Below are 22,388 nucleotides of genomic sequence, written 5' to 3' on the forward strand. Positions count from 1 at the left end.
TTGGCCATGTGCAGACAACAGCCACTACGGCCGCCTAGACGCTTGCCGACACCACAAGTTCATGCAGGCCACCCCATGGCCTCACTGTTAGGGCATGACATCATCACAACCTGGTGAGCAACGAAGCTCATCAACGAGCTCAACCCCGGCACAGCCAGCCGAAAACGCCTCCCTCCACCTCGAAGACGCAGGCGACACCGGCTACCACAAATCGCTCACCAACCGTCAGGTCCAGATGATCGCCCTCGGCGGCGCCATCGGAGTCGGCCTCTTCCTCGGCGCAGGACGCCGCCTGGCCATCGCAGGGCCTTCACTCATCCTCTCCTACGCCTTCTGCGGCGTCATCGCCTTCTTCCTTATGCGTGCCCTAGGCGAACTCGTCATGCACCGTCGCAGCTCCGGATCCTTCGTCTCCTACGCACGTGAATTCTTCGGAGACCGCGCCGCCTACATGGCCGGCTGGATGTACATGCTCAACTGGATGACCACAGGGGTCGCCGAAATCACCGCCATTGCCGTGTACATCAGCAAATGGCTACCCGACACCCCTCAATGGATCAGCGCGCTCGTAGCCCTAGCCCTCGTGCTAGCTATCAACCTCTCCAGCGCAAAAGCCTTCGGAGAGCTCGAATTCTGGGCCGCCCTACTCAAAGTGCTCGCCCTATCGGCCTTCCTCATCGTTGGCACCGTCATGGTCATCATCGGTTTCAAGTTCAACGGCAACCCCGCCGGACTACACAACCTGACCTCACCCGATGGATTCTTCCCCAACGGCAACACCCTTGCCTTCGTCATGCTCATGCAAGGCGTCGTCTTTGCCTACGCCACCATCGAGCTCGTCGGCACCGCAGCCGGGGAAACCCACGACGCCGAACATGTCATCCCCAAAGCAGTCCGCGCTGTTATCTACCGGATCGCCCTGTTCTATGTCGGCAGCGTGTTCCTGCTGTCCTGCCTGCTGCCCTACACCGCCTACAAAGCCGGCGAAAGCCCCTTCGTCACCGCTTTCGGATCCATGCTTCCCTGGATCGGCGACCTCATGAACGTCATCGTCATCACCGCAGCGCTCTCCTCATGTAACTCCGGCCTCTACTCCACCGGCCGCATCCTGCGCTCCCTGGCAGCATCCGGCGAAGCCCCCCGCTTCACCGCCAAACTCAACAAAACCGGCGTACCCGCAGGCGGCATCCTCCTCACCGCATTCGTGTACTTCCTGGGAGTCATCCTCAACGTATTCATGCCTGGAGAAGCATTCGACATCGCCGTCGAAACCGCCGCAGTCGGCATCGTATGGACATGGGTGACGATCTTCGCCTGCCAAATGGCCCTACGGAAACGCATCAACAAAGGCCTCGTCGAACCCACCTCATTCCCCATGCCCGGGGCCCCCTACACCGGCTGGTTCGGCATCATCTGCTTGGTGGGCATCATCGTGATCATGCTCATCGACACCTCAAACGAGTTCTTTAACTGGAAGGTGCTCGGCGCAGCAGCCCTATTCACAGCCACCGTGTGGTTCCTATGGCCGCTGGTCAAACGCAACAAAGAACGTCACCCTGAATTCCAAAAAGCCACCGAGCTCACCTTCGAATAAACCCCAAGAAACACAGCGGCGGGGAGAAGCCCACACACATCTCCCCGCCGCTGCTATTGGCCTAACCCACCACACCCCACCACGTAGCCTTTTATGACGTGACATCGCCCACCATCGGAATTCTTGCGCTCCAAGGCGACGTGCGTGAACACGCCACCGCCATCACCGCCTGCGGCGCCACCGCAGTGCCCATTCGCCGCCCCGAAGAGCTCCACACCGTGCACGGCATCGTCCTACCCGGGGGCGAATCCACCGTGATCGACCGGCTCCTACGAACCTTTGACCTCCAAGAACCCCTTAAAGAACGACTCCGCAATGGCATGCCCGCCTACGGCTCCTGCGCCGGAATGATCCTGCTAGCCAACTCAATCCTCGACGGCGAAAAAAGCCAACAAACCCTCGGCGGCCTCGACATCGTCGTGCGGCGCAACGCATTCGGACGCCAAATCGCCTCTTTCGAAACAGATCTACCTGTAGCTGGCATCACGACTACTGACACCCCCATGCGTGCCGTCTTCATCCGGGCCCCATGGGTAGAAACCACTGGCCCTGAGGTTGAAATACTCGCTTCAGCCACCACCGAAACACCCACCGGCCACAGCAAACCCCGCCCCGTAGTCGTCGCCCAAGGAAATCTCTTAGCCTCCGCATTCCACCCCGAGGTAACCGGCGACCACCGCATGCACCAGCACTTCATCAACCTCGTCCAAGCAAGCTAAACAGCCCACCCCACTCTGAAGGCGCAGGCCACTACACGACAGATGGGTACGATAGTTCGGATCTGGATGCGATCGATACCGACAAATCCGCGGGCACTCCGTTCCGATTTTCGAGGAGACAACGTATGAGCGGTCACTCCAAGTGGGCGACTACCAAACACAAGAAAGCGGCCATCGATGCCAAGCGCGGCAAGCTGTTCGCCAAGCTGATCAAAAACATCGAGGTCGCGGCACGTACTGGCGGCGGTGACCCAGCAGGCAACCCGACACTGTTCGACGCCATCCAGAAGGCTAAGAAGAGCTCGGTCCCCAACGACAACATCGACCGCGCCGTCAAACGCGGATCCGGTGCAGAAGCAGGCGGCGCCGACTGGCAGACCATCATGTACGAGGGCTACGCCCCCGGCGGTGTCGCAGTCCTGATCGAGTGCCTGACTGATAACCGCAACCGCGCCGCCACTGAAGTGCGCGTGGCACTGACCCGCAACGGTGGCTCCCTAGCTGACCCGGGTTCGGTTGCCTACAACTTCGAGCGCAAAGGCGTCGTCATCGTCCCCAAGGCGCAAAAAGACGGCGAGGCAACCGAGGACTCCCTACTGGAGGTCGTCCTCGAAGCTGGCGCTGACGAGGTCGAAGACTTCGGTGACAGCTTCCGCATCATTTCCGAAGCCAGTGACTTCGTTGCCGTCCGCACAGCCCTGCAAGAGGCCGGCGTGGACTATGACTCTGCCGAAGCGGAATTCGTCCCGAACCTGCAGGTTCCGCTCGATCTCGAAGGTGCGCGCAAAATGTTGCGTGTCGTCGACGCCCTCGAAGACAGCGACGACGTGCAGAACGTCTTCGTTAACGGAGACATCTCACCTGAGGTGGCCGCTCAGCTCGAAGACGAAGACTGAGCACACTTTCTGCGCACACGCGTGAATGTGTGAGAGCGCCAGGTGGCTCATTAAGACCTCCTGGCGCTCTCACACATGTAAAGAACAAACGAAGAGGAGCAGCGGTGCGAGTTCTGGGAGTAGATCCAGGATTGACCCGATGTGGTGTAGGCGTAGTCGACGGTGCTCCTGGAAGACAACTGCGCATGGTTGCGGTAGGTGTAATCCGAACCCCCACTGGCGATCCGATTCACGAACGGCTCAATTCTTTGGCTGGTCAACTCGATGAGTGGCTCGATCAATACCAGCCTGAATCAATTGCCGTGGAACGAGTTTTCGCCCGCAATGACGTGAGTACGATCATGGGCACTGCACAAGCCAGCGCCATCCCTATGCTGGCTGCAGCCCGAAGAGAAGTGCCGTTAGCACTTCATACACCCAGTGAGGTTAAAGCTGCGGTTACGGGAAATGGGCGGGCCGATAAAGCGCAGGTGACAGCTATGATCACTCGGATTTTAGCTCTGAACGCTCCTCCTAAACCCGCTGATGCGGCGGATGCCTTGGCGCTAGCGGTGTGCCACGTGTGGCGTGGGGGAGCGGCGGCACGTATTGAGCAGGCAACAAAGCGGGCGCAAGGGCGCTGAGAGGCAACGTTTTACCTTCGGTGGGATGCGGTAGCGTTGCAAGCGAACACATGTCCGAATATGTGCCTTGCGTTCTCCGGTGGCGTGAGGTGCCCGACGCAAAACAGCACGGTTTAGGAGAAGCATGATCGCCTCGATCAGCGGCACGGTCATCAGTGCAGGGCTAGATCAGGCTGTGATTGTGGTTGGGGGTGTGGGGCTACAGGTGCGCCTCACTCCTGCCACCGCGGCCTCACTGCGAGTTGGAGAACAGGCAGAGCTGGCCACGACCCTAGTGGTTCGTGAAGATGCGTGGACTTTGTACGGATTCGCTGATGCGCAGGAGAAAGAAATTTTCGAGGTTGCGCAAAGCGTCAGTGGAGTGGGCCCCAGGATGGCGTTGGCCATGCTGGCGGTGTTCACACCTGCCCGGCTGGCGACAGCGATCTCTGCAGGAGAAGTCGCTGCTTTGGTGAAAGTTCCTGGCATCGGTAAGAAAAGCGCCGAACGAATCATTTTGGAGCTGCGCGAAAAGATGACGGCACTCGGCCTTGACGAAAACGCCCACCATGAAGAGCCCGCTGCCAGTAGCAGTGATGAACCGGCCTGGAACGGTTCAGTATCTGAAGCTCTCATAAGTCTGGGCTGGTCTGCCAAACAAGCTGAGGCAGCCCTGGGGCGAGTAGCGAAAACCGTGGATGCTGATGCTCCCGTGGGGGTCGCTTTGAAAGCCGCGCTGCAGGAGCTCAGCCGGTGAGCCCTTTAGGAGAGCACTCGGCAGACCCGTGGGACGACGGCTCGTATGACGCATCACCACGCATCGTTGACCCCAGCGCACACGTGGATGAAACCGGTGACGAACGCCAGATCGAAGCTGCGCTACGCCCGAAACGGCTTGCGGAGTTCCCTGGTCAGCGTCGCGTCCGTGACCAGCTAGGCCTTGTTATTGAAGCTGCTAAGCGTCGGGCCTCCAGCCCGGACCACATTCTTTTATCTGGGCCGCCGGGGCTGGGTAAAACCACGCTTGCCATGATCGTGGCCTCTGAGCTTGGCGCCCCTATCCGTATTACGAGCGGGCCAGCTATCCAGCACGCTGGGGACTTGGCTTCCATCCTGTCGTCGCTGACCGAAGGGGAAGTGCTTTTCCTCGACGAAATTCATCGTATGGCCCGACCCGCTGAGGAAATGCTCTATCTAGCGATGGAGGACTTCCGTGTCGACATCATCGTTGGGAAAGGCCCAGGCGCTACGGCAATTCCGTTGGAGCTGGCACCTTTCACTGTGGTGGGGGCCACCACGCGGGCTGGTTTGCTGCCCGCTCCTTTGCGTGATCGTTTCGGGTTTACTGGGCATCTTGATTTTTATGACAGTGGCGAGCTCCTTGCCATTGTTCGCAGGTCAGCGAATCTTCTTGATGTCGAGGCAACTGATGAAGGTCTTGCCCAGATAGCTGACCGCTCACGTGGCACCCCTCGGATCGCTAATCGGCTTTTGCGGCGGGTGCGTGACTGGGCACAGGTGCATGGAAGCGGTGTGCTCGATGCTGATGCTGCTTGTGCGGCGTTGGAGTTGTTTGACGTTGACAGTCGCGGGTTGGATCGTCTTGACCGTGCTGTGCTGGATGCGTTGTGTCGTCGTTTTGGAGGTGGACCTGTTGGGGTCGCGACATTAGCTGTCGCGGTGGGGGAAGAACCAGACACTGTTGAGACCGTTGCAGAACCATTCCTGGTACGCGAGGGACTCATGGTGCGTACAGCACGTGGTCGGGTTGCTGCTTCAGCGGCCTTTGAGCATTTAGGAATCCCTGTTCCTGATAATCCGGCACTGTCTATGCCCGGTGCGCAACGGAACTCAGGATCGGTTCCAACCGTCGAGAATGATCAAGGCGGCTCAGGTATAGGACGGCTATAGGAGACTGACACACACCCCCACGAGTCGCGCGCTTGGACACATCGACGCGTCACCTAGACTCGGAGGGCGCAAAGGCGCTCTCACCGTGCGCAACCGGACACTCCACGACCGTGGCGCGACCCCGGGGGAACGGTCATCGTGACTCCGTAGAAGTGCAGGCGTGGTGAGTCCGTCCATGTGTACGGTGCAGCACCGCACGACAGTGTGCACCGCTCGGTGCGTGCCATCCGTGGAGGCGTATCCGCTGATTCGCTTGATCGGCGTCGATGCTCGTCTCAGCCTGACCGGCTCGTACGGCTGGCCAGCGAACGCATAACTCCACCAGAACAACGAGGACGATTCATGCATAGGATCCGGAACCGTCGGGCCCGCCCGGCGCCGTGGACGCGCGACTCGCTCGATCACTCGAGTGATCGCAGCAACTCGGTGAGCAGGGGGCGTCGTGGCGAGTGAGGGATCAAACGTCGGGGTTGAAAGCGGAGCGCGCCGCACCAACACCCGACCGGCACACAAACGCGCCACCTCTGACCTGGTGATATGTACTTTCATATCGCTTGGTTTGGTGGTACTGCTTGCTTTGTCCGCCACGATGTGGGGTGGGCAGTGGGCTCCCAAGCTGGGTCTGGACCTTGAAGGCGGTACGCAGATGATTCTGCAGCCGCAAACACAAAATGGGCAGACCGTCGATCAACAGCAGCTTGATCAAGCTGTTGACATCATCCGTGCCCGTGTTGACGGGCAAGGTGTGGCTGAAGCTGAAGTCTCTACGCTCGGAAACAACGTTGTTGTCTCTGTCCCGGGCCGGATGACTAAGCAGCAGGAGGACGGCCTTCGCGCCAGTTCACAGATGGCATTCCGTCCAGTACTGGGCATGATCCCTGTCCAGCCGCCGGGTGCTACCCCCTCGCCGACACAGAGCCCAGCTCCCAGCGGTTCTGCGAGCAGTCCACCAGCAGCCAAGCCTGGTACAACTCCCGCCCCGTCTGGGTCGCCTTCAGCTGCTGCGACTCCCTCGGCGTCCACTCCTGCTGGTCGCCCTAAGGCAGCCGCTGCTCCTGCGCCGGCACCGAAGCCGACTACACCAGCGCCTACGACACCTGCTCCTACGGGTAGCGCATCTCCTACTGCAGCTCCAACGGGTAAGCCCACTGGTGCCCCCACCGGTAAGCCGACGGCACCGGCTGCGCCTCCTACGATCACTGCAGATGTGCGTAAAGACCCAACCAAGCTGATCGAGGCAGCTACCTCAGAGGGGTGGCTCACCCCCGAGCTCCAAGAGGAGCTGAAGCAGATCAACTGCCAGAAGCAAGAAGTGACTAAGCGTCCTGACCCGAACAAAGCCACCGTTGCTTGCGCTAGCGATGGTCAGAGCTTGTACGTTCTGGGACCGACAGTGATGGACGGTAACAACATCGCTGATGCTTCTTCAGGTATGGCCACGAACCCGCAGACGGGACAGCCCACCGGTGGTTACGAAGTCCAGTTGAAGACGCACGATGACTACGTCCAGGCGTACGCGACGATTTCTGGATACATGGTCAAGCTGGGTCAGCCGCGTAACCAGTTGGCAGCTGTCCTTGACAACCGGGTTATTTCGGCACCGTATTTCTCTTCTGCCATTACCGGTGGTCAGGCTTCGATTTCCGGTAACTTCACTGCTGATCAGGCCAAGTTGCTTGCTGATCAGTTGAAGTTCGGTGCGCTTCCGATGTCTTTTGAGGTGCAGAGCACCGATAACGTCTCTCCGACCGTGGGTGGCGACCAGCTGCGCAACGGTCTGATTGCCGGTCTGCTTGGTCTGATTCTCGTTTTCGTGTACTTCCTGTGGCAGTACCGCATCACCGGTTTGGTTGTGGTCTCTTCTGTGCTGCTCGTGGCGGCGTTGACCTACATCATCTTGACCTTGCTCGGTTGGGGCTACAACCTGCGCCTCACCATGGCTGGGGTGACGGGTGCGATTGTTGCGATTGGCACTACTGCGGACTCGTTCATCGTGTACTTCGAACGTGTTCGTGATGAGGCTCGAGAAGGTAAACGCCTGGCAGCAGCGGTTGAATCCGGGTGGCTTCGGGCGCGGCGCACGATCCTTATCTCGGACAGCGTGAACCTCATCGCGGCTGTTGTTTTGTACTTGCTCGCAGCGGCGAACGTGCGCGGATTCGCGTTCATGCTGATCGTGACGACACTGCTGGACCTTTTCGTGACGTTCCTCTTTACGCATCCGCTGCTGACGCTGCTGGCTCGTACGAAGTTCTTCTCTTCTGGCCACAAGTTGTCCGGCTTCGACCCGAAGACTCTCGGCACGGATGCTGGATATAAGGGTGCTGGACGATTCGTGCCGGGTCCGACTGCGGGTGCTGCCCGCCCGACCGGAGGTAGCCACGCATGAGCAAGCTCACCGATTTCGGAAATGACCTGTACACGGGTCAACGTTCAATCCCGTTTGTGGGGAAGCTGAGGCTTTGGCTTTCTATCTCAGCGGTTTTGATGGTGATCGTTGCGTTGGGTGTGGGGCTTCGTGGCCTTAACCCCGGTATCGAGTTCACTGGAGGGTCGGACTTCCGGGTTTCTGGTGTTGCCGACACGCAGAGCTATGACACGAAAGCTCAGGCTGCAGTTAAGGGTGCTTCTGGCATCGATGTCGCTTCTTCGACGGTAATCAGTGGGAACACGGTCCGTATCCAAACGGAGCGGATGAAAGATGACTCGGTTCGGCAGGTTAGTGCCGCGCTTGCGAAGACTTTCGGTGTTCCCGTCGAGAATGTGAACTCTTCGGTTGTGGGTCCTTCGTGGGGTGAGTCTGTCTCCCAGCAGGCGATCCAGGCTCTCGTGGTCTTCCTCGTCATTGTTTCGTTGGTGCTGGCCTTGTACTTCCGTACGTGGAAGATGTCGTTGGCTGCGCTGATTGCTTTGGCGCACGACATGATCGTGACGGTCGGTATTTATGCCTTGGCCGGTTTTGAGATCACGCCAGCTTCGACTATCGGGTTCCTCACTGTTCTCGGATATTCGATTTATGACACGGTGGTTGTGTTCGACAAGGTTCGTGAGAACACTGCCGAGGCAGCCAAGACGGGGCGTCAGACGTATTCAGAGGCCGCGAACTTGGCGGTGAACCAGACGCTCATCCGTTCGATTAACACCACGATCGTGGCTTTGCTGCCGATTCTTGCGGTGTTGGTGATGGGCTTCACGGTGATCGGTCCGGGAACTTTGCTGGACTTGTCGTTGTCGCTGTTTGTCGGTGTCAGCGTGGGCGTGTACAGCTCCATCTGTATTGCGACACCGTTGTTGGCGCATTGGCGTGAGAAAGAGCCTGCTATGCGTGAGTTGTCGGTGCGTGCTCGCAAGCGGCGTGAGCAGCTTGAGCAGCAGGGTGTGCGCGTGGATGCTCGCGGCTATGTTGAGCAGTCCGTAATGGCGGATCAGTCAGCTGGGGATGCCCCAGCCCCTGAGCCGGTTCCGGCGCGTACGGGTGCGTTTGAGCGTCCGGTTCCTTTGGCTTCGGATCAGGAGGTCGGTCCGCAAACGATGACTGGCCGTTTGATTCACCCGTCGATGTTGCAGGAAGAGTCGAAGGGTAAAAAGAAGAAGAGGTTTGGTCGCAAGTCTCGCTGATGTGAGTAGGTGAGATGGCGTGAGGGGCACACCGTTTGGTGTGCCCCTCACGCCATCTCACGGGGTTGTTGGGCAAGTGCTGGGGATGGGGGTGGGGGTTGATGGTTTAGGCTCACGTTCGTGTCACAACGCACTGATCTGGCCCGCCTTGTTTCTTCTCGTCTGGTTGATGTGGAAGATTTCCCTTCTCCGGGTGTCCTTTTTAAGGACTTCACCCCTGTGTTAGCTGACCCTGAGGTAATGCGCGCTGTGGTGGATGATGTTGTTGCGCGTTTTTCGGGTGAGGTGGATGCGGTTGCGGGCGTGGAAGCGCGTGGCTTCATGTTGGGTGCGGCCTGTGCTGTAGCGATGGGTGTGGGATTTGTTCCGATTCGTAAGGCGGGCAAGCTTCCACGGGCTACGTTCAGTGCGGAGTATTCGCTTGAGTATGGTTCGGCAACGTTGGAAGTTCATCAGGATGCCTTTTCCCCTGGGGACCGGGTGTTGGTGATGGATGATGTGTTGGCTACGGGTGGTACGGCGTTTGCTGCGTGTTCGTTGGTTCGGCGTACGGGTGCCAGTGTCGTTGCTTTCGACACAGTGGTAGAGATCGCTGCGTTGGGGGGGCGGCAGCGGCTAGTTGATGAGCAGGTGCACAGCCTTCTCGTGGTGTGAGGGGCGCAGAGCGAACACGGTGTGAGGTAGTGAAAAAAGGCGACGGACAGTCAGGGGCACTATTATTTCTTCATGAACGACACTCCGGCCCGAACGCAGCAGACGCCGCCTGAATCTCATTCGGTTGCGTCCTCCTCGTCCGCGGGTGGGTGGATGCGGGCACGTTTGGCGTGGTGGAGCACGCCGCGTGGTTCTGTGACTCCAGCGATTGAGCCGTTGGTTCGTGCGGTGCGTCAGGCGCATCCGAAGGATGATATTGCATTGATTGAGCGCGCTTATGAGGTGGCTGAGCGGGTTCACAGTGGGCAGTTCCGTAAGAACGGTGATCCGTACATCACGCATCCGATTGCGGTGGCGAGCATTCTTGCTGAGTTGGGGATGACGTCGACCACGATCGCGGCTGCTTTGCTTCATGACACGGTTGAGGACACTGATTACAGCCTTGAGGAAGCTCGAAGCGATTTCGGGGAAGAGATCGCGATGCTTGTTGATGGCGTGACGAAGCTGGACAAGGTCACGTACGGCGATGCTGCGAAGGCTGAGACGGTACGAAAGATGGTCATCGCGATGTCGAAAGACATCCGGGTGTTGGTGATCAAGCTGGCTGACCGGTTGCATAACGCGCGTACGTGGAAGTACGTCAGTGCCCAGAAGGCGCAGCCTAAAGCGAAAGAGACGTTGGAGATTTATGCGCCTTTGGCTCATCGCCTTGGCATGAACACGATCAAGTGGGAGTTGGAAGATCTTTCTTTCGCGACGCTGTATCCGAAGGTGTATGACGAGATTGTGCGGATGGTGGGGGAGCGGGCACCTGCGCGGGAGGAATATCTGGCGAAGGTGAAGGATCAGGTGAGCTCTGATCTGAAGAAGGCGGGGATGGATGCCACGGTGACGGGGCGTCCGAAGCACTACTACTCCGTGTATCAGAAGATGATTGTGCGGGGTCGTGATTTTGATGAGATTTACGACCTGGTGGCTGTGCGGGTGTTGGTGGACACGATTCGTGATTGTTATGCGGCTGTGGGTGCGGTGCATGCGCGGTGGACGCCGATGCCGGGGCGTTTCAAGGATTACATTGCGATGCCGAAGTTCAATCTGTATCAGTCGTTGCATACGACGGTGGTGGGGCCACAGGGAAAGCCTGTGGAGATCCAGATTCGTACGCATCAGATGCATCAGCGGGCTGAGTATGGGGTCGCTGCGCATTGGAAGTACAAGGAGAAGTCCGGTGGGGTGCCGAGCAGTATGGCCCAGCCGGTGGAGAACGGTCATACGGATTTGGATTGGTTGCGTCAGGTTCTGGATTGGCAGAAGGAGACGCGTGATCCTGGCGAGTTTTTGGATTCGTTGCGGTTTGAGATCAATAGCCGCGAGGTGTACGTGTTTACGCCTCGGGGTGAAGTGATTGGTCTTCCGACGGGTGCTACTCCGGTGGATTTTGCGTATGCGGTGCATACCGAGGTGGGACATCACACGATTGGGGCTCGGGTTAATGGTCGTTTGGTGCCGTTGGAGAGCCGTTTGGAGAACGGTGATGTCGTTGAGGTTTTGACGAGCAAGGTTGATGGGCACGGCCCTTCGCGGGACTGGATTGATTTTGTTAAGTCGCCTCGGGCGCGGAACAAGATTCGTGCGTGGTTCACCAAGGAGCGTCGTGAGGAGTCGATTGAGCGCGGCAAGGATGAGATCACGAAGGTGATGCGTAAGCGTCATCTTCCGTTGCAGCGGTTGATGACGGCGCAGATGCTGGAGTCTATTGCTACGGGGTTGGGGCAGAAGGACATCAGTGGTTTGTATGCCTCGGTGGGGGAGAGGAATATCTCTGCCGAGTCGGTGGTGGATCGTATTGTTCGCTCGCTTGGCGGTGAGGAAGGCGCTTCGGAGGATCTTGCTGAAGCAACGATTCCGGGGGCGCGTAACACTGGTCCTGCTGATGCGGGGGGCACGGATTCGGGTGTCACTGTTGTTGGTGTTTCGGATGTGTGGACGAAGTTGGCGCGTTGTTGTAGCCCGGTTCCTGGTGACGACATCATCGGGTTTGTGACGCGGGGTAAGGGGATTTCGGTGCATCGCCGGGATTGCCCGAACGCTGATTCTTTGTTGGCGCAGCTGGAGCGGATTCGTCAGGTGCAGTGGGCGCCGAGTTCGGCGAGTGTGTTCCGGGCGCAGATTGAAATTGAGGCGATTGATAGGCAGGGGTTGTTGGCGGAGATCACGAGTGTGATCACGGATCAACGTATCGGCATTGTGGAGTCTAGTGCGCGGTCAACGAAGAACGATCACATGGCGTATATGAAGTTCACGTTCGAGATGGGGGATGCGAGCCATCTGGACCATATAGTGCGTAATTTGCGTCGGATTGATGGGGTGTATGACGTGCGTAGGGCATTGGGGTCTCAGGCTAGGGGGCATGGTCAGCGGCGGTGATTCGGCTGTGACGTAAGTAGTGCGGGTTATCCATTGGAGATAACCCGCACTACTTACATCTATGTGGTTGTTTTAGCTGATCAGCGTCCGAATTCGGCGAGTCCAGCTTGTGCTTGTTTCAGCCATTGTTCGCGCGCTTCAAGGGCTTCGCGTGCCTTGGCGATTTTGGCAGCGTCGCCGCTTTCTTCGGCGCGGGCAAGGGCCTTGCGGTATTTCGCAAGTTGTTCTTCTGCCTGGGCTGCGAGGCTGGCCGCGCGGGCGACGACCTCGGGGTTACTGGATGCCCACTTCTTGTCTCCGGCTTCGCGGATGGCTTGTTCTACGCGACGCATGCCTTTTTCCATGCGGTCGATGTCGGCGCGTGGAACTTTGCCTGCAGCGTCCCATTTGTCTTGCAGGACGCGTAGTGCAGCTTTAGCTTTCTCGACGTTCTTGACCGGCAGAAGCTTGTTGGCTTCTTCGAGGAGTTGTTCTTTGACGACGAGGTTGGCTTTGAACTGTTCTTCTTCGGCGGCGCTGACGGCATCTTTGGCGTCGAAGAATGCGTCCTGGGCTGCTTTGAATCGCTTCCACAGAGCGTCGTCGTCGGAGCGGGAAGCCCGGCCTGCTTGGCGCCAGCGGTCCATGAGGCGTTTGTAGGCCCCTGCAGTGGCTCCCCAGTCTGTGCTGTCTTTGAGCTTTTCAGCTTCGGTGACGAGCTCTTCTTTGCGTGCTTTGGCTGCGGCTTGTTCTTGCCCTAGCTGGGCGAAGTGGACGCGGCGCATCTTGTCGAAAGAGTTCCGTGAGGAGGACAGGCGCTGCCAGAGGCCTTGTTCGGTTTCACGGTCAATGCGGGTGCCTTGCCGCTGTGCTGTCTTCCATTCGTCGAGCAGTTCGCGCATGCGGGCGCTGGACTGCTTCCACTGGATTTTGTTTTCGGGCTGGGCGGCGATTTTTTCGGCCTCGGTGACAATTTCTTCGCGGCGGGCGATGGCTTCGGCGCGGGCGATGGCTCGTTGTTCGTTTTCGACGGTTTTGCGCGCTTCGATCGCGGTTGCGATGGTTTCGATGCGGTTGTCGAGGGCGACGAGGTCGCCGACGGCGTGCAGGTCTTTGACAGCTTGGCGAAGGTGGTTGAGGCCTTCTTGGGCTTCTTTGGCGGCGAGGTCGGTTTGGGTGACTCGCTGGTAGAGCAAGTCTGCTACTGCTGCGACTTCGTCGAATTTGCGGGCGAAGTAGGCGATTGCTTCTTCTGCGGTGGCGCCGGGGTAGGAGCCCACGGGGCGTTCGCCTTCGGGGGTGCGGACGTAGACGGTGCCGTCTTCGTCGACGCGGCCGAAGGAGGCGGCATCGCCGGTGGATAGTGTGGTCGGCATGCCCTCGATCCCGGGCTGGAGTGCTGGGGAGGTGACCGCGGTGGCGGGGGTTGCCACTTCTTCGGGTGCGGTTTCCTTCGGCGCTTCAGGCGAGGGGGTAGGGGTTTGCGCTGCCTCGTTGGTGTTTTCCGAGACAGGTGTTTCCGCAGTGGTGTTCTCGGACTGCTCGGTAGCGGGAGCGCTCTTGTCGATGTCGGACACGGCGATGGCCTCATTCTTCGTAGACACCGGCTTGATGCCGGTTCGATGGAAACGTCGCCTACCACGATACGCACGGTTTGGCGTGGAGCGGTCATCTGGTTGGGGCCTAGTGGGGGTTATGGGGCGTGTGTCACGGGGGATTGGTGGGGGCGGGCTGCTGCGTATTGGCTGGAGGGGGCTAGGGTGATGGGGTGTTCGTTGTGGGTTTTTCTGCGCAGGCTTTTGGCACTAATTGTTTTGTTGTTGCGCCGGATAAGGGTGAGGAGTGTCTCGTTATTGACCCTGGTTTTGGGGTTGAGGGTCAGCTGCGTGAGGTTGTGGATCGGTATCGGTTGCGTCCGGTGGGGTTGTTGGCCACGCATGGGCATTTGGATCACACGTATTCGTTGCCGGTGTTGTCGCAGCAGGTGGGGGCTCCGGTGCGGATTCATGGGGCGGATCGGTATCGGTTGGCGGATCCGGCGTTAGCGTTGAGTGCGGATTTGTTGTCGATGGTGGAGCAGCAGTTGGGGTTTGGGGTGCAGTGGGTGCAGCCGCAGGATGTGGTTGAGGTCGACGGTGGGCAGGTGGTGTCGTTGGCTGGGTTGGAGTTTGAGGTTGTGCATGCTCCGGGGCATACGGAGGGGTCGGTGTTGTTCCGTTTTTCTGGGGTGCCGCAGGGGTTGGCGGCTGATGTTGAGGTGGATCACACAATTTTTAGTGGTGATGTGTTGTTTGCTGGGAGTATTGGCCGCACTGATTTGCCTGGTGGTGATGGCCAGTTGATGCAGCGGACGCTGCGTGAGATTGTGCTGGCGCAGTCTGATTCTGGGCTTGTGTTGCCTGGTCATGGTCCAGCAACGACGATCGGGCATGAGAGATTGACCAACCCCTACCTGCAAGGACTGCACTCATGAGTATGAAGGTGACGCCGATTAGCGGCTTTCCGGAGTTTCTTCCTGCCGACCGTTTGGTTGAGCAGCATGTGTTGTCTGTGATCGCTGAGACGTTTCAGTTGCATGGTTTCGCGAATATTGAGACACGTGCGGTGGAGCCGGTGTCACGGCTGCTCGGTAAGGGCGGTGATGCAGATAAAGAGATTTATGGTGTTTCTCGGTTGAGTGCTGATCCTGGTGATGCCGATGAGGTGGATCCGTCTCGCCGGTTGGGTTTGCACTTTGATTTGACGGTGCCGTTTTCGCGGTATGTGTTGGAGAACGCGGGCAAGTTGCAGTTCCCGTTCCGTCGGTATCAGATTCAGAAGGTGTGGCGGGGTGAGCGGCCGCAGGATGGCCGGTTCCGTGAGTTTGTGCAGGCGGATATTGATGTGGTGGGGGCAGGGGAGCTGCCGTTCCACTATGAGGCGGAGATGCCTCTGGTGATTGTTGATGCGTTTAGTAAGTTGCCGATGGGGCCGTTCCGGGTTCAGGTAAATAACCGGAAGATTCCCGAGGGTTTTTATTTGGGGTTGGGGATTGCTGCTGAGCAGGTGGTGACGGTTCTTCGGATTGTCGACAAGATCGACAAGGTGGGGCCTGAGGCTATGGTGGCGATGCTGGTGGAAGCTGGCCTGTCCGCGGAGCAGGCGGATAAGTGTTTGGCGTTGGCTCAGATCAGTTCGACGGACTTGTCGTTTGTGGATCGGGTGCGTGAGTTGGGTGTGGAGCACCCGACGTTGGATAGCGGTCTTGAGGAGTTGGCTGCGGTGGTGGAGGTTGCTGCGCAGCAGGCTCCGGGTGTGGTGGCTGCGGATCTGCGTATTGCGCGGGGGTTGGATTACTACACGGGCACTGTGTATGAAACGCAGTTGATTGGGCATGAGTCGTATGGGTCGATTTGTTCTGGTGGCCGGTATGACTCGTTGGTTTCTGATGGGCGGACGACGTATCCGGGTGTGGGTATTTCGATTGGTGTTTCGCGGTTGGTTGCGAAGCTGCTTGCTGATGGTGATGTGGTGGTTTCGCGTCCGACGACGACGTGTGTGTTGATTGCGTTGAATCAGGATGAGGATCGTTCGCGGGCGATGGGTGTTGCTGCGGCATTGCGGTCGCGGGGTATCGCGTGCGAGGTTGCGCCGAAGGCTGCGAAGTTCGGCAAGCAGATTAAGTACGCGGATCGTCGGGGTATTCCGTTTGTGTGGTTCTTGGGTGCGGAGGGCGAAGATGGCGTAGTTGCGCCGGATTCGGTGAAGGATATTCGCAGCGGGGAGCAGGTGCCAGCGCAGGCGCAGTCGTGGTCTCCAGCGGCGGAAGATGCGCGCCCGATTGTTTCTGCCCGAGTGATTGAGGGGGCCTGACCTGCAAACGGGGCCTATTGAGCGTTCTGGGGAGGGGGATGAGCATGTCCTCCTCCCTGGGCGTGTGCCGTCGGTGGAGCGGGCGGTGCGGGTGTGGCTGGATCATTTGCGGGTTGAGCGGGGGTTGGCGTCGAATACGTTGACTGCGTATCGGCGGGATTTGGGTAAGTACGTGGAGTTTTTGGGTGGGCGTGGGGTGCAGTTGCTGCGGGATGTACATACCGCGGATGTGGTTGATTTTGTGTCTGCGTTGCGGCAGGGCGAGTTGGGGCGGGTGTCTTCGCTGGCTTCGACGGGGCGGATTCTTGCGGCGGTGCGCGGTTTGCATGCGTATGGGGCGGCTGAGGGGTGGTGTGTGGATGATCCGGCGGTGTCGGTGCAGCCTCCTGCGCCGCCGGCACGGTTGCCGAAGGCGTTGTCGGTGGATGAGGTGGCGCGATTATTGCAGGCTGTTGCGGTTGTGGGTGATGGTTCGGCCTCGGATGTTGCGTTGGGGTTGCGTGACCGTGCTTTGTTGGAGTTTTTGTATGGCACGGGGGCGCGTGTGTCTGAGGCGACTGGGTTGGATGTGGATGGGGTGGATTTTGAGGAGGGGTCTGTTCGTCTGCGAGGTAAGGGTGATAAGGAACGGGTAGTTCCGTTGGGTCGGTATGCGGTTGAGGCGTTGGAGGCGTATGTGAGGCGTGGTCGTCCTGTGCTGGTGGAGGCGAGGGCGCGTGGGGGAACTCCTGGGGGGAGCAGCCCTGGTGCAGCTGTGTTTCTTAATAGTCGGGGTAAGCGTCTTTCTCGGCAGTTGGCGTGGGGGGTGATTACGGGTGCTGCGCAGCGGGCAGGGTTGCCCGAGGGGATTGGTCCGCATACGTTGCGGCATTCGTTTGCGACGCATTTGCTCGATGGGGGTGCTGATTTGCGTGTGGTTCAGGAGTTGCTTGGGCATTCGAGTGTGACGACGACGCAGATTTACACGAAGGTGTCGATGGCGCGGTTGCAGGAGGTGTATGCGGGAGCACATCCGCGGGCTCGTTTTTCCTGATGGGCTGTTTAGGCGGTGGTGTTGGGTGAGTTATTTGGGGCGCGCGCTCAATTCGCTTGTTCAGGTGCCGGGTGCGGGGTGAATTGCCCTGGTAGGGTCGTGGCGAAACGCTATCGATGGTGGTGGCCGTGATGCCGTGTCGAAGGAGGGCGAACGGATGAGTTCCCCAGCTGGTTCCGATTTCCTCAGTCGGTCGGATGCGCCGGAGGCCGTGATGGATGAGCCGCTGCCCGGCAGTGAGTGTGTGGGGGTGGGTACGGTTGATCTGACTGGTCGTGTCTTGCCAGATTTTGGTACGCCTGCGGTTTTGCATCGGCATGGTCCGGCGCGGATTATCGCGGTGTGTAATCAGAAGGGTGGGGTTGGGAAGACGACTACGTCGATCAATTTGGGTGCGGCGTTAGCCGAGTTGGGCCGGCGTGTGTTATTGGTGGATTTTGATCCGCAGGGTGCGTTGTCGGTGGGGCTGGGGGTGCCGACACATGATCTTGATATGACGATTTATAACCTTCTCATTGAGAAGGGGCACGATGTGCGTGATGTCGTGCAGTCGACGAGCAATCCGAATATGGATTTGGTTCCGGCGAATATTGATTTGTCAGCGGCTGAGGTTCAGCTCGTTGGTGAGGTGGCGCGGGAGATGGTTCTTTCGCGGATTTTGCGTCCGATTGTGGATGACTATGACGTGGTTCTTATTGATTGTCAGCCGTCGTTGGGTCTATTGACGGTGAATGCGTTGACGGCAGCCCATGGTGTGATTATTCCGTTGGAGACGGAGTTTTTCGCGATGCGCGGTGTGGCTTTGTTGGTGGACACGATTGACAAGGTTGCTGATCGGTTGAATCCGCGTCTGAAGATTGATGGGATTTTGGCGACGATGTATGACGGTCGCACGTTGCATAGTCGTGAAGTGGTCCGCAGTGTTGTGGGGCATTTTGATGAGAAGGTGTTTCACACGGTTATTGCACGGACGGTGAAGTTCCCTGATGCGACGTTGGCTGCGGAGCCTATTACGGCGTATGCGCCTTCGCATGGTGGCAGTGAGGCTTACCGCCAGCTGGCGCGTGAGTTGATTTGGCGTGGGGATGCCCCCTGAGCGGCGTATCAGGCATGGGGAGTAGTTCTCGCGCCCCCCGTGAGAGCGTGAAATCAGGGCAGCAGGCTCCTGGTGGTGTGCTTACGCGGCGTGAACGTCCGTCTTTTGAGGTGCATTTGGATGTTTTTAATGGGCCTTTTGATTTGTTGTTGGGGTTAATTAGTAAACACAAGCTGGATATCACTGAGATCGCTCTTGCGAGCGTGACGGATGAGTTTATTGCTCACATTCGGGCGATGCAGGCGGCTGACCCTAATTGGGATGTTGATGTCGCTTCGGAGTTTCTTTTAGTCGCGGCAACTTTGCTTGATATTAAGGCGTCGCGTTTGTTGCCGACCCCTGAGGTTGAAGATGAGGAGGATTTCGCGCTGATTGAGGCGCGGGATTTGTTGTTTGCGCGTTTGTTGCAGTATCGGGCGTATCAGGAGATGTCGGAGTGGATTGCTGAGCGGATGGGTGCTGAGGGTCGTGCTGAGCCTCGGCGTCCGGGGGTGGATCCGTTGGTTTCTGGTTTGGTTCCTGAGCTTGTGTTGGGGATTTCCGCGGAGCGTTTCGCGGCAGTGGCTGCCGGGGCGATGACGCCTAAGGCTGCGCCGGTGGTGGCGACGGAGCATTTGCATCAGCCGTCGGTGTCGGTGGCTGAGCAGGCTGCGATTGTGGCTGAGCGGGTTCGGGATGGGGGTGAGGTGTCGTTTGATGATTTGGTTGTCGATGCGGAGTCGACTTTGGTGGTGGTGGCGAGGTTTTTGTCGTTGTTGGAGTTGTTCCGCTCGGCGTCGGTGGATTTTGTGCAGGATGCGGCGTTGGGGGTGTTGCGGGTTCGCTGGACGGGTGAGGCGGAGGATGCCTGTGCTGATGGGGTGGTTTTGTCGTCGTTTGATGAGTTTGAGGAGGAGTGCGCGTGAGTGTTGAGGCTGTTGAGGGGGTTGGGGGCAAGGATGTTGAGGGTGAGGATTTTGTTGTTGATGAGTTGCCGGGTGGTTTGAAGGCTGCGTTGGAGGCAGTTGTCATGGTGGTGGAGGAGCCGGTGACGGTGGAGCAGTTGTCTTCGGCATTGTCGGCCTCTTCGCAGCGTGTGGAGGCGACGCTGAAGGAGTTGCGGGATGAGTATGACTCTCAGGGGCGTGGGTTTTCTTTGCGGTGCACTGAGATTGGGTGGCGTATTTATTCTCGGGCGGAGTTGGGGCCAGCGGTTGAGAAGTTTGTTTTGGAGGGGGCTAGGGCGCGGTTGACGAAGGCTGCGTTGGAGACGTTGGCGATCATTGCGTATCGGCAGCCTGTCTCTCGGGCCCGCATCAGCGCTGTGCGTGGTGTGAACGTCGATGGTGTTGTGCGTACTCTTTTGTCTAAAGGGTTGATCACCGAGATGGGTTTGGATCCGGAGCACGGCGCGGTGCTGTATGGGACGACGCCATTTTTTTTGGATCGGTTGGGGGTCGGATCGTTGGATGATTTGCCTCCTTTGGCGCCGTATCTTCCGGAGGTCGAGGAGGTCACTGATCGTCTCGATATGGCGTTGGATGTGGAGTCTGCCGCGGATCGGTGAGTTTGTGCAGCGCGGTGAGTGCTGCGTCTTTGTTTGTCAGTGCCGTCCCGTTTGTGTCGGGGTGCGGTTGTTTGTTGTCGATGGAGTAGGGATTTCAGGATGAGTGGGCGTAGCGGCAGTGGAGCACGGCGTAGTGGTGGGTCGGGGGGACCTAAGCGTGGCTCCGGCTACCCGAAGAAGAGTTCTGGCGGGGGGCGTGCTGCGTCTGCGAAGACTGGCCGCAAGGCGGTGAAGCAGCCGCGTCGGGGGCGTGGTGATTTGCGTCCGGATCAGTTAGCTCCGCGGGAAAATCACGCTCCGGTGGTGGATGTTCACGATCCGGACGGGGTGCGTTTGCAGAAGTTGTTGGCTAGCGCGGGGGTGGGGTCGCGTCGGGCGTGTGAGGCGTTGATTGAGCAAGGCCGGGTGGAGGTTGATGACCAGATTGTTACGGAGCTGGGTATTCGGATTGATCCGTTGGCTCGGCGTGTGCGGGTGGATGGTCAGTACATCAATTTGGATTCTTCGCGTTCGTATTACGCGTTGAATAAGCCTGTTGGTGTGGTGTCGTCGATGGATGATGAGTTCGGGCGTCCGGATATTTCGTACATGTTGTTTAACCGGCAGGAGCGGTTGTTCCATGTTGGTCGTTTGGACGCTGATACCAGTGGCTTGTTGTTGCTGACCAATGATGGTGAATTGGCACATCGGTTGCAGCACCCGAGTTATGAGGTGGCGAAGACGTATGTGGCTTCGGTGCCGGGGCCAATTCCTCGGGATTTGGGGCGTCGTTTGCGTGAGGGTGTGGAGTTGGAGGAGGGCCTGGTTCAGGTCGATTCGTTTAAGTTGATTGATTCGACTCCGGGTAAGGCGTTGGTTGAGGTTGTGCTTCATGAGGGCAAGAAGCACGTGGTGCGTCGTTTGTTGGATGCGGTGGGCCACCCGGTGTTGACGTTGACGCGTATTGCGGTGGGGCCGATTCGTTTGGGTGACCAAAAGAGTGGCCGGTTGCGTGAGTTGAATGGTAAGGAGATCGCTGACCTGTACGCGGCGGCGGGTTTGTGAGACGTGTTCACCTTGTTGACACGGAGCTGATTGGCGCCAGTGTTGGTTTGGCGTTGGGGCGCTGTGGCTATGTCATTGCATCAGGACACCTGAGCGATAGGACGCCAAGTCATGACCACGATGATGAATCGGATTCATAGGCCCAGCGTGCGCGATTAAGAAAGAACGCTTCTCGTGACCTCCGCTGTCATGCGTCACTGTATTTCGGCCGTGCTGAGTGTCATGCTTCTCGCTGCGGCTCTGTGGCTGCACTTCAGCGCGCACAACCCGACCGCTGCGTTGGCGTGCGCTGCCATCGGCGCCTTCGTGCCTGCCATCCTGCGGGGGTATGGGCTCTGGTGAGAGGCACTGATTCCCTTCTCCTTCGGCCCCATCGGTCGAGTTCCCCGTCAGTGCAGGGTCACGCGCTGTAGCCAACCCGCGGGCTGAGCGCGCCGCGACCGAAGTCCACCTCAACGTCGTCATGACTGCCCGGGCCGTAGCCCGCGACCTACAGCGTTGGGGCGGCTGCTGCCTGAGGTTGGTCAGGAAGGTGTCAATGTGGCGGATGTGCGGTTAGAGCACGAGGTTGGTCCTCCGGTGGGTTTGGCTGAGGTTTTTGTGCAGCCGGATGCGGTTGGGCTGCTGGGTTCGGCGTTGTCGCGGCGTGGTAGCGGGTGTATGAACCACCCCCGCCGAGGGATCTCGCGGGGGGTGGTTGGTTTTATTTCCAGCCGGGTAGCTGCGGGGTTTGGGTGCGGGCGCGTTTCATTTCGAAGAAGGACGAGAAGGCTGCGATGGCGTTGAAGGCGTCGTAGATTTTTCCGGCTTCTTCGCCACCGGGGTTGTCGGTGATGACGGGTCCGAAGAAGGCTTGTGTGTCTGCGAATTTGACGATGGGGCAGCCACTGTCTTCTCCGACGGCGTCCATGGCTTCGTTGTGAAGTTTTTCGAGAATGGGAGTGTAGGCGTCGTTGTTGGCGGCTTCAGCGAGGGTGGGGTCGAGCTGGGCGATGGACAGGGCTTGGCGGATGACGTTGTCGTAGGCGCCGTAGCCTTCTTTGTTGTTTTCGCCGTTGATGTGGATGAGGGTGCCCATCGCGGTGTAGAGGTCGTCGATTTTGTCTGGCTGGGTGTGGTGAACGGCAGCGAAGACGCGGGCGGGACCGGAGTTTGCCTGCATTTTTCGTGCGTATTCTTCGTCGATGTCGTTGGTGCGGTTGAGGATGTCTAGGGACATGGGGCGGAAGGTGAGGGTGATGTCTCGTACTTTTTGTACGTCTTTGAGCCACCGTGAGGTCATCCAGGCGTAGGGGCAGGCGACGTCGAACCACATGGTTACGTTGTTGGTCATGGGTGTAGATCTTTCGTCGTGAGCTCACGTCGAGGCTCTGTGGGTGGTTAGTTGGCTCCCACAGTATCGAGGGGTGCGTGGGTG

At 58.7% G+C, this 22,388-nt stretch carries 20 protein-coding genes; 18 read left to right on the forward strand and 2 right to left on the reverse strand.

Annotation, left to right across the window (positions count from 1 at the left end; all coding sequences use genetic code 11):
* The first annotated feature begins 94 nt into the window (after positions 1-94).
* From CKV89_RS07940 to CKV89_RS07985, 10 genes are all read left to right on the forward strand, one after another.
* The gene (locus CKV89_RS07940; protein WP_028326214.1) at positions 95-1,594 is read left to right on the forward strand and encodes an amino acid permease; all 1,500 of its coding nucleotides are present in this window, start codon (positions 95-97) and stop codon (positions 1,592-1,594) included.
* Between the two features lie 98 nt (positions 1,595-1,692).
* Positions 1,693-2,313 (forward strand): pyridoxal 5'-phosphate synthase glutaminase subunit PdxT, encoded by a 621-nt coding sequence (gene pdxT / locus CKV89_RS07945; protein ID WP_028326215.1) that lies wholly within the window; start codon positions 1,693-1,695, stop codon positions 2,311-2,313.
* A gap of 125 nt (positions 2,314-2,438) precedes the next feature.
* Positions 2,439-3,209, forward strand: a complete 771-nt coding sequence (locus CKV89_RS07950) for a YebC/PmpR family DNA-binding transcriptional regulator (RefSeq protein ID WP_028326216.1) — start codon at positions 2,439-2,441, stop codon at positions 3,207-3,209.
* A 104-nt stretch (positions 3,210-3,313) separates the two neighbouring features.
* Complete coding sequence (gene ruvC / locus CKV89_RS07955) at positions 3,314-3,832, forward strand: crossover junction endodeoxyribonuclease RuvC (protein ID WP_028326217.1); 519 nt, start codon at positions 3,314-3,316, stop codon at positions 3,830-3,832.
* A 124-nt stretch (positions 3,833-3,956) separates the two neighbouring features.
* Complete coding sequence (gene ruvA, locus CKV89_RS07960) at positions 3,957-4,568, forward strand: Holliday junction branch migration protein RuvA (RefSeq protein ID WP_028326218.1); 612 nt, start codon at positions 3,957-3,959, stop codon at positions 4,566-4,568.
* Positions 4,569-4,630: 62 nt separating this feature from the next.
* Entirely contained in the window at positions 4,631-5,722 is a 1,092-nt protein-coding gene (gene ruvB, locus CKV89_RS07965; RefSeq protein WP_197697090.1) for a Holliday junction branch migration DNA helicase RuvB, read from the forward strand.
* Positions 5,723-6,164: 442 nt separating this feature from the next.
* Complete coding sequence (gene secD, locus CKV89_RS07970) at positions 6,165-8,111, forward strand: protein translocase subunit SecD (protein ID WP_231935357.1); 1,947 nt, start codon at positions 6,165-6,167, stop codon at positions 8,109-8,111.
* Complete coding sequence (secF, locus tag CKV89_RS07975; protein WP_051277019.1) at positions 8,108-9,340, forward strand: protein translocase subunit SecF; 1,233 nt, start codon at positions 8,108-8,110, stop codon at positions 9,338-9,340. Before secD ends, secF begins: the two co-directional genes overlap by 4 nt.
* A 120-nt stretch (positions 9,341-9,460) precedes the next feature.
* Complete coding sequence (locus CKV89_RS07980; protein ID WP_084440782.1) at positions 9,461-9,994, forward strand: adenine phosphoribosyltransferase; 534 nt, start codon at positions 9,461-9,463, stop codon at positions 9,992-9,994.
* 72 nt (positions 9,995-10,066) lie between these two features.
* Positions 10,067-12,421: a RelA/SpoT family protein gene (locus tag CKV89_RS07985; RefSeq protein WP_407919570.1), complete on the forward strand. Its 2,355-nt coding sequence runs from the start codon at positions 10,067-10,069 to the stop codon at positions 12,419-12,421.
* Between the two features lie 80 nt (positions 12,422-12,501).
* Here the strand turns inward: CKV89_RS07985 and CKV89_RS07990 are convergent, their stop codons facing one another.
* Positions 12,502-14,004: a DUF349 domain-containing protein gene (locus CKV89_RS07990; RefSeq protein ID WP_231935358.1), complete on the reverse strand. Its 1,503-nt coding sequence runs from the start codon at positions 14,002-14,004 to the stop codon at positions 12,502-12,504.
* A gap of 164 nt (positions 14,005-14,168) precedes the next feature.
* On the opposite strand from CKV89_RS07990, the gene CKV89_RS07995 reads away from it, so the two are divergent.
* From CKV89_RS07995 to CKV89_RS11880, 8 genes are all read left to right on the forward strand, one after another.
* Positions 14,169-14,873, forward strand: coding sequence for an MBL fold metallo-hydrolase (locus tag CKV89_RS07995; RefSeq protein ID WP_084440783.1), 705 nt, complete (start codon positions 14,169-14,171; stop codon positions 14,871-14,873).
* Positions 14,870-16,252, forward strand: coding sequence for a histidine--tRNA ligase (gene hisS / locus CKV89_RS08000; RefSeq protein ID WP_028326224.1), 1,383 nt, complete (start codon positions 14,870-14,872; stop codon positions 16,250-16,252). The genes CKV89_RS07995 and hisS overlap by 4 nt, the downstream gene beginning before the upstream one ends.
* On the forward strand, positions 16,239-17,285 hold the full coding sequence (locus CKV89_RS08005; RefSeq protein ID WP_084440784.1) for a site-specific tyrosine recombinase XerD: 1,047 nt from the start codon (positions 16,239-16,241) through the stop codon (positions 17,283-17,285). Before hisS ends, CKV89_RS08005 begins: the two co-directional genes overlap by 14 nt.
* Before the next feature lie 214 nt (positions 17,286-17,499).
* A complete protein-coding gene (locus tag CKV89_RS08010) occupies positions 17,500-18,381 on the forward strand; it encodes a ParA family protein (protein WP_051277322.1) in 882 nt (293 codons plus the stop codon).
* A gap of 14 nt (positions 18,382-18,395) precedes the next feature.
* Positions 18,396-19,286, forward strand: coding sequence for a segregation and condensation protein A (locus CKV89_RS08015; protein WP_084440785.1), 891 nt, complete (start codon positions 18,396-18,398; stop codon positions 19,284-19,286).
* Complete coding sequence (gene scpB / locus CKV89_RS08020) at positions 19,283-19,927, forward strand: SMC-Scp complex subunit ScpB (protein WP_231935359.1); 645 nt, start codon at positions 19,283-19,285, stop codon at positions 19,925-19,927. Before CKV89_RS08015 ends, scpB begins: the two co-directional genes overlap by 4 nt.
* A 99-nt stretch (positions 19,928-20,026) precedes the next feature.
* Positions 20,027-20,971: a pseudouridine synthase gene (locus CKV89_RS08025; protein ID WP_028326227.1), complete on the forward strand. Its 945-nt coding sequence runs from the start codon at positions 20,027-20,029 to the stop codon at positions 20,969-20,971.
* A 174-nt stretch (positions 20,972-21,145) separates the two neighbouring features.
* On the forward strand, positions 21,146-21,313 hold the full coding sequence (locus tag CKV89_RS11880) for a hypothetical protein (RefSeq protein WP_154657543.1): 168 nt from the start codon (positions 21,146-21,148) through the stop codon (positions 21,311-21,313).
* 361 nt (positions 21,314-21,674) lie between these two features.
* Here the strand turns inward: CKV89_RS11880 and CKV89_RS08030 are convergent, their stop codons facing one another.
* Positions 21,675-22,304, reverse strand: a complete 630-nt coding sequence (locus CKV89_RS08030) for a DsbA family protein (RefSeq protein WP_028326228.1) — start codon at positions 22,302-22,304, stop codon at positions 21,675-21,677.
* Positions 22,305-22,388: the final 84 nt, after the last annotated feature.

Origin of the sequence: Dermatophilus congolensis (genome assembly GCF_900187045.1) — a bacterium.
GTDB lineage: Bacteria > Actinomycetota > Actinomycetes > Actinomycetales > Dermatophilaceae > Dermatophilus > Dermatophilus congolensis.